The 14,752-nt window shown below is 40.5% G+C and carries 11 protein-coding genes; 1 reads left to right on the forward strand and 10 read right to left on the reverse strand.

Annotated features, from left to right (window positions below; all coding sequences use genetic code 11):
• Positions 1-107 precede the first annotated feature (107 nt).
• The 3 genes from ssuE to pdxS form a co-directional block, all read right to left on the reverse strand.
• Complete coding sequence (gene ssuE, locus ACQKL6_RS02415; protein ID WP_427650504.1) at positions 108-644, reverse strand: NADPH-dependent FMN reductase; 537 nt, start codon at positions 642-644, stop codon at positions 108-110.
• A 189-nt stretch (positions 645-833) separates the two neighbouring features.
• Complete coding sequence (gene pdxT, locus ACQKL6_RS02420) at positions 834-1,427, reverse strand: pyridoxal 5'-phosphate synthase glutaminase subunit PdxT (protein ID WP_427650506.1); 594 nt, start codon at positions 1,425-1,427, stop codon at positions 834-836.
• 2 nt (positions 1,428-1,429) lie between these two features.
• Positions 1,430-2,317, reverse strand: coding sequence for a pyridoxal 5'-phosphate synthase lyase subunit PdxS (gene pdxS / locus ACQKL6_RS02425; RefSeq protein WP_402958802.1), 888 nt, complete (start codon positions 2,315-2,317; stop codon positions 1,430-1,432).
• A gap of 131 nt (positions 2,318-2,448) precedes the next feature.
• Between pdxS and ACQKL6_RS02430 the strand changes: the two genes are divergently transcribed.
• A complete protein-coding gene (locus tag ACQKL6_RS02430) occupies positions 2,449-3,876 on the forward strand; it encodes a PLP-dependent aminotransferase family protein (protein WP_427650668.1) in 1,428 nt (475 codons plus the stop codon).
• A gap of 13 nt (positions 3,877-3,889) precedes the next feature.
• Here the strand turns inward: ACQKL6_RS02430 and ACQKL6_RS02435 are convergent, their stop codons facing one another.
• From ACQKL6_RS02435 to ACQKL6_RS02465, 7 genes are all read right to left on the reverse strand, one after another.
• The gene (locus ACQKL6_RS02435; protein WP_427650508.1) at positions 3,890-5,224 is read right to left on the reverse strand and encodes a D-serine ammonia-lyase; all 1,335 of its coding nucleotides are present in this window, start codon (positions 5,222-5,224) and stop codon (positions 3,890-3,892) included.
• A 34-nt stretch (positions 5,225-5,258) separates the two neighbouring features.
• The gene (gene pabB, locus ACQKL6_RS02440; RefSeq protein ID WP_402958791.1) at positions 5,259-7,007 is read right to left on the reverse strand and encodes an aminodeoxychorismate synthase component I; all 1,749 of its coding nucleotides are present in this window, start codon (positions 7,005-7,007) and stop codon (positions 5,259-5,261) included.
• A gap of 89 nt (positions 7,008-7,096) precedes the next feature.
• Positions 7,097-8,119 carry an LLM class flavin-dependent oxidoreductase gene (locus tag ACQKL6_RS02445; protein WP_402958789.1) on the reverse strand — a complete coding sequence of 341 codons (1,023 nt, stop codon included), beginning with the start codon at positions 8,117-8,119 and terminating at the stop codon, positions 7,097-7,099.
• An 88-nt stretch (positions 8,120-8,207) separates the two neighbouring features.
• Complete coding sequence (locus ACQKL6_RS02450) at positions 8,208-9,206, reverse strand: LLM class flavin-dependent oxidoreductase (protein WP_402988565.1); 999 nt, start codon at positions 9,204-9,206, stop codon at positions 8,208-8,210.
• A gap of 271 nt (positions 9,207-9,477) precedes the next feature.
• Complete coding sequence (locus tag ACQKL6_RS02455; protein WP_402868610.1) at positions 9,478-11,724, reverse strand: AAA domain-containing protein; 2,247 nt, start codon at positions 11,722-11,724, stop codon at positions 9,478-9,480.
• Between the two features lie 216 nt (positions 11,725-11,940).
• The gene (gene pepF / locus ACQKL6_RS02460) at positions 11,941-13,737 is read right to left on the reverse strand and encodes an oligoendopeptidase F (protein ID WP_427650511.1); all 1,797 of its coding nucleotides are present in this window, start codon (positions 13,735-13,737) and stop codon (positions 11,941-11,943) included.
• 170 nt (positions 13,738-13,907) lie between these two features.
• Positions 13,908-14,642, reverse strand: coding sequence for a YqcI/YcgG family protein (locus ACQKL6_RS02465; RefSeq protein WP_402868614.1), 735 nt, complete (start codon positions 14,640-14,642; stop codon positions 13,908-13,910).
• Between the last annotated feature and the right edge of the window lie 110 nt (positions 14,643-14,752).

Below are 14,752 nucleotides of genomic sequence, written 5' to 3' on the forward strand. Positions count from 1 at the left end.
AGACCTATATTCTAAATTTTGAGCGAAATTTCAAGAAAATATCAAAAAGGGGTCCGGAATGAAATCATTCCGGACCCCTTTTGTCGACAAACTGAAAGAAGAAATCATCAATTTCTTCTTTTTTGTATGGCTTCTACAAATTCCTTTACTTGACTCTTTGTACGATCAAGTAATTCCACTTCCTTAATCGGATGTTTTGGATTCTGCTTATCGATTTCTTTATCCACAAAGTATAACCCCTGCATCGGTTCCCCTTTTAATATTGATATAAGAGGTTTCAGCGCATAATCTATAGCCAATAAATGCCTGTTGCTTCCCCCAACCATTATGGGCAAAACTGGCTTATCCTTAAACGCGCCCTCGGGTAATAAATCAATTAGAGCTTTCAACACTCCTGTATAAGATGCCTTATAGACAGGTGAACCAATAATGATACCAGTAGCTTGCTTAATCTTTTCTGAAAGTCTTAGAATATCCTCGCTATCATAACGACCTTGGAATAAGTCGTTTGCAGAAAACTCGGTAATAGAATGATAGTCCGTTGTAAATCCTTCTTTTTCCACCAACGTTTGGATATATTTTAATGAAATATCTGTTCTTGATGGTATAGCAGGGCTGCCTGATAAAATTATAATTTCGCTCATATATATTCCTCCTGTATGTAAAATCTGCAAAGGATCTGGGTCCTTTCCAGTTAAGCAACTTCAATTAATTATCTTAATTATCAGAAAAATAAAAGTCAAGTAACTTGATTGGAATTTATATTTTTGAAACACTAATAAGAATTGTATTATGCCATTGACTAAAAATCCTGCCCCGTTAGGGCAGGATTTTTAAAGCTTTTCAACTCTATTGATTGAGTCTTTCACCATTTTTAAAAAAAGTTGTATAAATCGTTGATCACCGGTCAGTTCTGGATGAAACGAACTGACAAGAACCTGTTCTTGTCTAGCCGCCACTACTTTCCCGTCATAACTTGCTAATATCTCCACATCTTCACCTACGCCAACGGCAAAAGGTGCTCTGATAAAGACACCCATGAAAGGTTCTTCCATTCCTTTAACTATAAGGGGTGCTTGAAAACTTTCCCTCTGACGACCAAAACCATTTCTATTCACTGTAATATTGATAAAACCAAGATGGGGATGTTCCAAACAAACCATTTCCTTTGCCACTAATACCATTCCTGCGCAAGTACCGAAAATCGGTTTTTTTTGTTCGAAAAATGCCGTAATCGGCTCCATGAAACCATAATGGTCCATTAGTTTTCTCATAGTGGTGCTTTCTCCACCCGGAATGATTAGGCCATCGATATCCTTTAACTGTTCTGGGTTCTTAACTAATATCGCATGCTCACCGGCTTCCTTGATTTGGTTCATATGTTCATCTACAGCACCCTGCAAACCTAAAACACCTATGGTTACCATGTTTACCATCCACGCTCCTGCATTCTCTCAGCTGGGGCCAACTTAGAAATATCAATTCCTTTCATCGCGCTTCCCAATTCTTTAGACAACTTGCCTATTAAATCATAATCGGTGAAGTATGTAGTTGCTTGTACGATGGCAGCAGCGAATTTATCGGGATTTTCCGATTTGAAGATTCCTGAGCCCACAAATACACCGTCTGCCCCAAGTTCCATCATCAGGGCGGCATCTGCAGGAGTCGCAATTCCACCTGCTGCAAAGTTTACTACAGGTAATTTCCCTGTGCGCCGGATTTCCTTCAGAACTTCATAAGAAGCACCAATATTTTTTGCTTCAGTCATTAATTCATCCTCGCTCAGCATGCATACTTTACGAATTTGAGATTGAACTTTTCTCATATGCCGTACAGCTTCCACAATGTTCCCTGTCCCAGGTTCTCCCTTCGTCCGAAGCATCGAGGCCCCTTCGCCGATACGTCGGGAGGCTTCCCCTAAATCCCGGCAACCACATACAAAAGGTACTATATAATCGCTTTTCAAAATATGATATTCTTCATCGGCCGGAGTCAGTACTTCACTTTCATCAATGTAATCCACTCCCATGGATTCCAAGATTCTCGCTTCCACAATATGACCGATCCTTGCTTTAGCCATCACTGGGATTGAAACAGCTTTCATCACTTCCTCCACGATCCTTGGGTCGGCCATCCTTGCCACACCGCCTGCAGCACGAATATCTGATGGTACCCTCTCAAGGGCCATGACAGCCACCGCCCCCGCCGCTTCAGCAATTCTTGCTTGCTCTGCATTTATGACATCCATGATTACGCCACCCTTTTGCATCTGCGCCATTCCTCTTTTAACTGTATCGGTTCCTACAAGCTTTTCCATTCTTCTTCCCCCTAATATTTGCATAATTAAGATTTGTTCATTAGTATAAGAAATAGTTGACCACATTGAAAGTGTCAGTTTTAATGAAAATGATAGGGTCAGATAGAAACCACGAAAAGGGCGGTAAAAAAATGGATATGCTAGCATGTAATTTAAACCGTATGGATGAAGTGCCATTATATGAACAGTTATATTCACACATAAAAACGGAAATTGTAAATGGGCGGCTCCCTTTTGGTACAAAGTTGCCTTCAAAACGGAAACTAGCGGAATTTCTCCACATCAGTCAAAATACTGTCGAGACAGCATATGAGCAATTATGTGCTGAAGGCTATGTTGAAGTCATCCCAAGAAAAGGGTATTACATTCAAACTTCCGAGGATTTGGAATACACACAACCTGTGAATGCTCCAGTCGAAAAGACGGTCAATAAAAAGAATGATTTCCTGTTTCATTTTCACCCCAGCCAGATAGATACAGAAAACTTTCCTTTTGAAAAATGGCGTAAATATACAAAAAACACTATAGACATATCAAATCAAGAACTCCTTTTACTAGGAGACCCTCAAGGCGAATATGAGTTACGTTGTGAAATTGCCCATTACCTGTACCATTCTCGCGGAGTCCAGTGTGTGCCCGAGCAAATCATTATCGGTGCAGGGCTGGAGATTATACTGCAACAGCTGATACTACTGTTTGATAAAAAAACAGTATATGGTGTCGAAGACCCCGGATACCATTTAATTTTACGGCTTCTGAAAGGCTATCCAAATGATGTGTATCCACTAGAAGTGGATGAAGAAGGCGTGAAGGTGGATAGAATCGATCAATCCAATATTGACGTCCTTTATATAACCCCTTCTCATCACTTTCCCTATGGAACGGTTTTGTCCGTTAACCGACGTACTCGCTTGTTGAACTGGGCTCAAGAGACGGAAAACCGCTATATCATTGAAGACGATTATGATAGTGAATTTCGTTATAGTGGAAAAACGATTCCCTCTCTACAAAGTTTGGATGCTGGTGATAAAGTGATTTATTTAGGATCATTTTCTAAATCATTGATTCCTTCTATTAGGGTCAGCTATATGGTTTTGCCTCTCGCTTTACTAGAAAAACATAAAGAGGAATTATCTTTTTACCATTCAACTGTCTCCCGAATCGATCAACATATTTTGACACAGTTTATGAGAGAAGGAGATTTCGAGAAACATTTAAACCGAATGAGAAAAGTTTATCGTAGAAAGTTGGAAAAGGTTTTGGAACTATTTAAACCCCTTCATCAGCAGATAACGATAATTGGCGAGCGATCAGGACTTCACGTCGTCCTCATCGTTAAAAATGGTATGAATGAAGAGGATCTTATCCTAAGAGCTTCAAATGCCCATATTAAGATTTACGGACTATCTACCTATAGCATTCAACATAAGAAAGAAAGTCCACCCAAAATCATTCTTGGTTTTGCAGGAATTCCTGAGAAGGAACTGGAAAAAGCCATTCAACTATTGCTGGTTTCATGGGGATTCGACACAAAAAAAGAAGTTCAGAATGGTTACTGAACCTCTTTTTTTGTTACATTCTTGTTAAGTATCTTTCCATCATTTCTTTCGGGACCATGCTTCCCCCTGTAGCCCATATGATGTGCGTGGACTGATTTAACCTTCCTGTCAATCCTTCCTTCATGATATACTTTTCTCCTTCTTCCCTACTGAATATTTGAACCGGTCCATATGCTCCTGCCAGGGCTGATGGCTCTAAATAATAAGCTTCCGTTTTAGCCATCATTCGAAGGAAGTCAAATAATCTTTCGTCCCCAATCGTGAAACTTCCACTCAACATAGAGTCCATCATATTCGAAACCAACTTGGAGGGTCTACCGACTGCCAGGCCATCTGCTTCCGTTTTATTATCCACCCCAAAGTCCTGCACGGAAACTTTTTCATGAAGTCCTGTTGCCAACCCGAGCGTCATACATGGTGAATGGGTTGGCTCTGCGAAAAAACAATGAACATTTTTTTGAAAGGCCAGTTTAAGCCCATACGTTATCCCTCCTGGCCCTCCACCCACACCACAAGGTAAGTACACGAACAGAGGATGTTCTTCGTCAACTATAATCGACTTTTCATTCAATTGCTCTTTTAGCCGTGTTGCGGCCGTTGCATAACCAAAAAGTAGATCGACTGAATTTTCATCATCTATAAAATGACAACTGAGATTGAGAGATGCCTGTCTGCGCCCCTCCTCAACGGCTTTACTGTAGTCCTCTTCATATTCCTTTACGATGACACCGAGCGACCTGAGTTTATCCTTTTTCCACCGCTTGGCATCAGCTGACATATGAACGGTTACCTTAAACCCAAGGTGGGCACTTATTATCCCAATGCTTAAACCTAGATTCCCTGTCGACCCGACAGCAATGGAATAGTGTGAAAATAACTCTTTATATTCATCACTGGCCAATAATTCATAGTTATCGGTTTCTTTAAACCCCCGATCTTTCATCGCTATTTCTTCCGCCCGTTTTAATACCTCATATATGCCACCTCGAGCCTTGATGGAACCCGAGATCGGTAAATGACTGTCACACTTAAGCAGTAGTTTACCTGGGATGGCAATTTCATAGATTTTTTCCATTCGACTCTTCATGGAAGCTATTTCGACTAATGGAGATTCAATGATTCCATTCATGGGTTTTGTTTCCGGAAAGGCTATGGCAATATACGGAGCAAACCTATTCAATCTTTCTTCTGCCTCTTTCACCTTTGCTGCTTGAACAATTGGATGATCAAACATGCTTGTGTAGTTCGGATTTAACCAGAAAGTTTCTTCAGTGTCAATTAGTTGTTTAAGTAATGGATTTTCCATCCATTCTTTTTTTGTCAGTCCCGCAACTGTATGTTCTTTCATGACACCCCTCCAAATAATGAATGTTATAGAGTTTTTATTGATTGGTAAGCTGAACCTTAATCCTTCCTCTTACACTATTAATAAACCAAATTTCCTCAGCAGTAACCAATTCTTCTTTTTTTATGACCCTTTCCTGGATTTCTTTCCTCTTTAATAGTTCTCGACGAAAAGTTCCTGCAAGCAAGCCTGATTCCAAAGGGGGAGTGATGAGTTCCCCATTGATTTTCACGACAATGTTTCCGTTCGTGAACTCCGTGACATCCCCTTTTTCATTCCAGAGCAATACGTCATGAAAGTCAGGATACCTTCTTTTAAATTCATCATAAACGCCTCGATTCGTAGTTTTATGATGAAGAAAAGGATTTTCACTATGAATCGGACTTTCGGCTACGATAACTGATATTTCCGGATTTACCCCATCAATTATTTGCCCAGAGACACTAATTTCCCCATTTTCCGAAACTAGCACACGAATCTTTTCTAACGTGTCGGTATGTATGGAGGAGTATTCTATTAGTTGATTTCTAAGCGTCTTTTCAGGAAGCCTGAAGCCAAAATAATCTGCAGATTGCATCACTCTTTCAATATGTTCCTCCAATAAAGAATATTCGCCATTCTCAAGCCTGATTGACTCTAAAAGCTGGTAAGCCGGGTGCTCTTCCGTCAATAGTTTTGCTTTCAAGAAGGCTTCCTCGTATTCTTCCAAAGAAGCCGAGTCCCAAGTGATTCCCCCTCCGACTCCATATGCAGCCTGACCAGTTTCCTTATCAATTACTACTGTCCGTATCGGTACATTGAAAACTGCTTCCCGATTAGGAGTGATGTAGCCAATGGCGCCACAATATATTTCACGCGGTGAATTCTCAAGTTCAGCGATGATTTCCATTGTTTTAATTTTCGGTGCACCCGTTATCGATCCACATGGGAAAAGTGCCTTGAATAAATCAATAATAGTCGTTTCCGGCTTCGTACTTGCAGTGATTGTCGATGTCATTTGCCAAACTGTCGGATATTTTTCGATTTCCTTAAGCTTAGATACCTTAACAGTCCCTTTTTCCGATACCATCCCCATGTCATTTCTAAGCAAATCGACAATCATTAAATTTTCGGCTTGATTTTTTTCGGAATTGGCTAACCATTTGGCATTCTCCAAATCTCTCTCTCTATTTCCAGCCCGCTTTACTGTCCCCTTCATGGGACGGGTGATTAATTGTCCATCTTCCCATCGAAAGAATAGCTCTGGAGAAGCGGAAAGAATCCGATATGTTCCCAGATTTAAATAAGCACTATAGTTGGAACGTTGAGCTCTTACAAGGCGATTATAAAATGCATAGTCATCCCCTTCAAACTTCGATCGTAAACGCATTGTGTAATTCACCTGATAGCTGTTACCTCTCTCTATCTCTTCTTTAATCCTTTGAAATCCAGCATGATAGGATTTAGAATCGGTTTCGGAATCCCAATCGGCCATATGAAAGGCACCCAACGTTTCTTCTATGAATTCTCCCGGACTTTCAAAAATCCCAAACCATAATAAAGGCATGTTTCCACCCTCTTTTACTTTCAAACAGTTATTAAAGGCTGGGGCGGCTTCATAAGAAACATAACCTGCTACATAATATCCTTCATCAATCGCTTTCTGTACTTCATCGAATTTGATTACCACTTCTTCAATCGAATGGGCAATCAGAATCTTTTTCGGCTTATTAAAATACATGGGCTTTTTATGTCCATATTTATCTGTAAAATGAAACAATAATGATATTGGAACTTCCTGGGTCATGTTTTGCTCCTTCAGTTTTAGTGAATAAAGATATCCCGTTTCCAGTTTTAAAAAAGAGCTTGCAGTGTTTCTGCAAGCTCTTTTAACCCTCATTTCATTCCAGTGATCTCGGCAACGATTTCATAAGAACGAAGTCGGGCTCCGTGATCATAAATCGCCGAGTTTATAATCATTTCATCCGCCTGTGTTTCATCAAGGAAAGCCTGTAATTGTTCCTTGACTTGTTCCGGATTCCCGATGATTGATGCGTTCAATTGCTTCATGACGATCGCTTTTTCGTATTCGGTCCAGAGCCCCTCCATCGAATCGACCGGCGGCGCCATTTGGCCAGGGGTATTCCGAATTAAATTTAAGAATTGTTGTTGATAAGAGGTCGCAATTTTGTGTGCCTCTTCAGTAGTGTCTGCCGCAAATACATTGATGCCTACCATCGCATGTGGTTTATCAAGTACATCGGAAGGGTGGAAATTATTCCGATATCGCGCTAATGCCGGTTTAGTGTTTTCGGGTGAAAAGTGACTGGCAAATGAGAAAGGCAGACCAAGTTTTGCCGATAGCGCTGCACTGAATCCGCTTGAACCGAGTAACCAAATAGGGATATCCTGTCCTTCCCCAGGTATAGCCCGGACCCGATTATGTTTGGAATCGGCACTTAGATAGCTGCGAAGCTGTTCCAACTGTTCCGGAAAATCCTGTCCATTATTACGGACATCACCGCGAAGAGCCATAGCAGTATACTGATCGCTTCCTGGAGCTCTTCCTAGACCCAAATCTATTCTGCCCGGATACATCGCCTCAAGTGTACCAAACTGTTCCGCAATAACAAGAGGAGCATGGTTCGGAAGCATGATCCCCCCTGAACCGACCCGGATTCTCTCCGTCTTGCCAGCGACATGGCCGATTAGCACGGAAGTCGCAGAGCTTGCGATGCCGGGCATGCTATGATGCTCAGCCACCCAGAAGCGGCGATATCCCCATTCTTCTGCGTGCTGGGCTAAGTTTACGGTATTATGAAATGCTGCAGATACTGTACCGCCTTCAATAATGGAGGCTAAGTCCAATACGGAAAAAGAAATATCACTCAGTTTTTTTGTTGATGTGTCATAATTCATATATTCAACTTCTTTCTCTTTTTAAAATGAATGGTCGCAAAGCCATCATATAGAAAATGCAGGGAAATTGCACATGAATTGCTTATACTTACTTTCCAAAAAGCTCCTTGGCAATCAAACGGAACGAGTTCAAGCGGTCTTCCAATAGATGTGTGATCGTGATAATCATGATTTCATCCGCTTGATATTGCTCCTTTAGGTCCAAAAGGCGACGCTTGACTTGTGATGGAGAACCAACAATCATCTTTTCATCTATTTTCCTCTTCCATTCTTTTTCCCTATCCGTCCATACATATTCGCTAGCCTCTTCTATACTAGGAACCATACTACTTTCCCCTTTATCGCTTTGAATTCTCCATAAAGTATTGCTCAATGCAATTTCTTTTGCTTTTTGTTCATCTTCTGCACAAATTACAGATACCGTTAAGATCGTTTTCGGGGACAAAAGGTTCCCTTTTGGTTGAAAGTGGCTGCGATAATGCTGTAAACTTTTCACACCATCATTTTGGCTCATGAACTCGCCGAATGCGTACGCAACACCATTCTCCGCAGCAAGCTTCGCACTTTTTTCACTTGTGCCAAGAATCCATGGTTCCGGTAAAGTCTCTGGGACAGGTGCAGCCGCAACATTAGAAAACTGGTGATTCTCCGGAAAATCCCCTCTCAGAAAATGTAGCAATTCCTGTACTAGCTCTGGCATTTTGTAGACATTTTGCAAATAATTATCTGACAGTGCCATCGTTGCTTCTGCAGAACCACCTGGGGCACGTCCAATCCCAAGATCGACCCTCCCTGGAAAAAGTGTGGCCAGCATGTTGAATGTTTCAGCCACTCGATATGGCTTATAATGTGGCAGTAAAACAGCACCTGCCCCAATTCTAATGTTCTTCGTTTGAGTACCAATGTAACTAAGCATCACCTCGGGTGTAGCACAGGCCAAACCTGGTAAATCGTGATGTTCCGTCAACCAAATTCTGTTGTATCCCAGTCTATCACCTTCTTGCGCTAGAAGTAGTGAATCATGTAAAGCTTGTTGTGCCGTTTGGCCAGATGAAATGGGCGATTGATCTAAAATACTAAGCTTCATTTCTTCCTTCCTTTCATGTTCTCTTTATACTTCATCGTAAATCATTGGTAGAAAATTGTCGCCTAATTGGCTTATACGTTGAATTCCTTAACTAAGACGATAAGGATTGGAACAAATTTCAGGATGAAAGGGTGATAATGATATTCTAGCGAGGTTATCTATTGGATAATGAATGATTTTTGGTCAAAAATAATTACTTATTCATATATTTTAACGAGTTGAACTATAAAATATTCACAAAAAAAGACCCAATCAGGGTCTTTTCGTCAAATTATTCATTTCTTTTAAATTGAGAGGAAAGTTCCATGGCGATGATTGACGAATCCAGTCGAGCGGATATGAACGGTGGCTGAATTCGATTATTTGTCTCAATAGGGACTCCCAGCCAGACAAAGCGTTTATCGAAGATGATAAACGAGAAGGAAACCGGCAAACTTATAAAGGAATGTAAAGGGATATCCGAATTTCTCTTTCCGGATATGATTGTCAACTTCACCTTGGGGTTTCTTTTCAACAAAATCTGCTTCCAATCATCTGACAGCAAGTTTGCATCAGGGATTGCCATAATCATCTCATGGTTGGTATTACCCAAATCCTCCAAGACTTTTTCCAGTTTTCGTGCATGCATCCACTGCAATCTGGAATGTTGGTGTTTCACCCATTTCCCAATGTCTTTCCTTGGAATCACCTGACCGTTATGCGTTTGATGGTCCACAAGTTGTCGAAGCGTTTTACTACGATATACATGTTTATTTATAAAAGAAGTATCGCACACATGCAGAAATTTACCTTTTGTCCGCGTTATTGCCACATTAATGAGCCGTTCACTTTCTCTTCCTGTCAATAACATCCCAGCTCGATCCTGTGGATAGCTATCTACCGTATCAAAAACCATTACATCACGTTCACTGCCCTGAAAACGATGGACAGTTGCGGCAATAATATCAGTGGTTTGCCGTTCGTTCCGGTACAGATCATCCAATAGCTTTTCCATCCATTCAGCCTGTGCCCGATATGGTGCCACATAACCAATCGATTTAGCACCATCAACATATGCTTCATGAATCAGCTGAAATGATAATAATAATTGCCAAAGATTCATCCTTGAGTGGGAAGTACGCTCCGTCATGCAATATTCACCAGAACAGCTCGTATCAAGAAGAACAGAAGCCTTGTTGGCAAACGGTTCCGCAGCCCTGATACTTTCTCTGCTTATCGAAACACTTTCATGATCTCCCACAAAATTGTTGTAGACAACACGGTTTGTAAAGGCCGAAATCTCTGGATGCATACGGCGCTGTTCTTTTAAAAGGAATAAATGTGGATGAAGCGTCCCTTCTTCAACTGATTGCGCAACTCCAGCCCTATGGAATATATCCTCTTTCAACCAAAGTTTCACTAAGGAATCACGGGCTGCTGCGATAGGTGGAAGCTGTTTGAAATCACCTGAAACTAAAATGTGTTTAGATAAAGCCGCAGCAAATGCTACTTGCGGTACGTATGCCATGCTGGCTTCATCCAAAATGATCAAGTCATATTCCCTTGTGTATAACGTTTCATCTTTAGCGGCTTTTGCCAGGGTCGTCCCGATTATTTTGGCTTCTTTTAGGAATTCTATCTCTTTTTGACGGATTTTCTCCAAAACCCGCGCCAATTTCTTTTCTAATTCAAGCAATTCGTCGGTGTCCCTTTTACTGAATGAACCTGCTAAATCCTGTTTCAATAAACGTTTTTCTCCTACAAGTTTCTCTTTATCCGCTAATAAGTCCGGTTCATGCTTCCCTAGTAATTGCCCCGTTACAATATCTTCATGAATTGCTAAGGATTCACCGATTTGTGACCCATATCGAAGGACGTCCCCTTCGTGAAAACGTTCTTTCCTTTTTATGAATGAAGAAATTTCGGCCATCAAAACATCAACAGCTTGATTACTATGAGACAGGACGAGTATCTTTTTACCTTGAAAATAATGGTTGGCAGCCGTACGAGCCAATGTGTAGGTCTTTCCAGTCCCGGGTGGACCCCAGACAAATGTGACTGGATTGAACTTTGAGCGTGCATACAATTCCCTCACACTACTTTGTTTCTCGCTGGAAGGATGTTTTTGTGGCATGGAAGGATCCATAAGACGCTTAATCCTCAGCCTCTTTTTCTTACTTCTCTTAACTTCATCTAACCTTGTGATTAGTTGCTCTAAAAGTTCCCAAGGATCGTGGTATAGAAATGCTTCCCCTATTAAATCACCCAATGACCGTTCAAAGGAAAGGATGATGCTTTTTCCTTCTGACGATAAAACTCTCCCATCCTGTTTAATTCCTCCCCATTCCAGCCGTACAATTGACCCGACCGGAATTTTCACTGAAGAGCCCGTTTCGAAGAAATAGGTGAAAGAGCCATCACTTGAAAGGAGATGGCCATTTGAAACTAAATATTTTGTACTTCCGTATTTCTTTAGATGCAGAATTTCAAGCTGAAGGGCCTGTTGCCATTCTTTTATATAATTTACCGTTGAATTCATTGTTCACGTTCCCTCACAATTTATGCTAATGAATGAAAAAGAAAGCTATACTAAAATACTTTTTTAAGTGAAATTTGACCACGAAAAAGTGTATACTCTCTCAACATACGGAATAAGACCCAATCAATGAAGATTGGGCCTCTCTTTTGCCAATAATCTTACTATAGCATCTTTTCATTCATCGTACCATGGGCTGTTTTGGAAGAAATGGGTACATTAGCCCTCGTTCAGCTCGGCAAATTGGTCAACCAAATCACTGAAAATTTTCATCGCATTTTCAATCGGTTCCGGTTTGGTTAAATCCACTCCGGTTTTCTTAAGCAATTCTAAAGGAAAATCCGAGCTGCCGCTTTTCAAGAACGTTAAATAGCTTTCAAGGGTCTCTTTGTCTCCAGAAAGGATTTTATCCGCTATGATGATGGCAGATACATAGCCCGTAGCATACTTGTAGACGTAAAATGGACGATAGAAATGAGGGATGCGTGACCAACCATATTTCACTTCCTCATTAAAGATGATCTCCGGACCATTATACGTGCGAAAAATCTCTTCATAAGCTGTATTCAAAACCTCTACATTAAGAGGTTCATCATTTTCCGCCTTTTCATGGACGATCTTTTCAAATTCAGCAAACATGACTTGCGTGAAGAAGGTTCCTTTAAAGCTATCAATAAAATGATTGAGCAAATGCTTCTTCTTTTGAAGGTCCTCGGTCGTTTTAAGTAAATGACGTATCAGTAAAATCTCATTTACGGTTGAAGCTACCTCCGCAACAAAAATGGAATAACCAGCTGTGATTTTTGGTTGATATTTTGAGCTGAAGTACGAATGCATGCCATGACCGGACTCATGAGCTAGTGTAAACACACTGTCAAGATCGTCACGGTGATTCAGCAATATGAATGGATGCACACCGTAAAGTCCCAAGTTATAGGCTCCAGACCGTTTTCCCGGTGTTTCCCTTACATCATAATAGCGGTTTTCCTTAAAGCTTTTTAGGATTTCCACATATTCCTCACCTAATGGCTTCAACGCATCGATCATTAATGCAAATCCATCATCATAGGTAATGTCTTCTTTAGCGCCTTCAACAAGTGGCACGCTTAAGTCATATGCACGCAATTCATCCACACCCAATACCTTTTTGCGCAAAGCGATATATTTATGCATGGGTTCGATATTTTCTTTTGTGGACGTGATCAGATTATCGTACACTTCTTTTGGCACTTTGTCCCCGAATAGGGATTTCTCTAAAGCGGATGGATAGTTCCGAAGCTTCGATAAGTTGACATTATTTCTTATTGCCGTTGAAAGAGTGGAAGCTATTGTATTTTTTAATTGTAGATAAGGTTGGTAATAAGCCAAATAGGCCTCTTTCCGCTTTTCTCTGTCATCATCTTCTATTAATTTTGAATACATTCCGCGGGTCAACTCTACTTTTTGACCTTTTTCATCTGTCACTTCACCGAATTTAATATCCGCATTGTTAATCATCCCGAAAGTTTTTTGCGGAGCTGAAAATGCATCACCTATTTGGGAAAGTACTTCTTCCTGTTCCTTCGATAACACATGGGCTTTATAACGGTATGAATCAAGTAAATCTTCCTCAAAGTATTTTAATCCCTCTACTTCTGCTATGTATCTTTTAAGTGTTTTTTCATCTAAGCCTAGTAAGAACGGCATAAAGAAGGCAGATGCACTGCTAATCTTTCTACCTAACTGACCTGCTCGGTCAAGTAGTGCCTGAGATGAGGTGACACGGGTATCCAAATCCGCTTGGAGCATGGCAAATACATAGAGTTTATTATAGGTATATCCGATTTCTTCACTTAAATGTAAGTAATCAAACAACTCTTGAGCTGTATGAATATGACCGTCAAAAGCCTTTAATGTATCAGTTACAGTAAGGACTTCTTGAAAATCCTTCTCCCAATCATCTTGGTTTTTATAAATATCAGTAAGATTCCACGTTTCTTCCTGTTTTACTTCTTCACGTGTCTTGAATGTTTTCATGATAACACTCCCTTTCATATCCCTTATCCTCTTATTATAAGCGACTTTCCGGAAAACCTGCACAGAAATGCATGGTTGAGGATTTTTATTTTTTTATTGTTAATTGGATTAAATCTTACTATCTATTTCAAGAAGCAGATAATGAAAAAACGAGAGCATCTTGCCCTCGTTTACTTGGAATCTTTATGATGAAACGGACATTTCCCAAGGATTGGTTCGCTATCATCACCTATGAAGAATTGTTTCCATTCATTGTGGTTGACATCTCCATAATGACTGATGTCTGGATGCGTGGGCAGGTTATCCCACTTTTCGACTCGTTCCCTTACCTTTTCACGTGACATGATTCCTCCCTTTTCCGTTCCTTCTAACCCTTCAAATATCATTCGAGGTTGAAATCCTAGGACGAGGCTATTACCTAAATCACGCGTTTTACGCTGTTTATATGCCGGTGCATTTCCAAAAATAAAGATGGGTTCCCCTGCAAAATGAAAGTCCCACAGATAATGTTCAGGATCCTTTGGCTTCTCTATCGGCCAAGGTGTATGATCATGGGCATGTAAATATTGAAGGATATCCCAAAATCGCTTACGATATAATTCCAAGTCACCTTCTTCTTTTTCCGGCTCCATGAAAACAAAAAGACCATGCCTAATATATGGAGGCTCCTGAAATAATTGCAGAAATTTTTCTACAGCCTTTGGGAGATTGGACCAATCTTCCTGAGTGATATATGCATAACGCAGTTCACCTTTATTTTCTGCCTTCATGCCAAAATAACAAGGAAAAGTCTTGTCTGTTACCGTATCATGGAAAGTTTGATATTCTTTAATCACCCATTGTGGTACTCTTTTTGGGTTCGTCATGTCTTCTTTCGTTAATAAACAAGAATTCGCAGTCAGCATTTCACTACTCCTCACAAATATTATTTATATTTATGTACCCGTTGCCTAAAAAGTAAAACGTCCGAGGTGACTGCAATTATTGACATTCCACGTTAAAATTTCCCTTTACC

The organism is Peribacillus sp. NPDC097197, assembly GCF_050278025.1.
In the GTDB taxonomy this organism is placed as follows: Bacteria; Bacillota; Bacilli; order Bacillales; family DSM-1321; genus Peribacillus.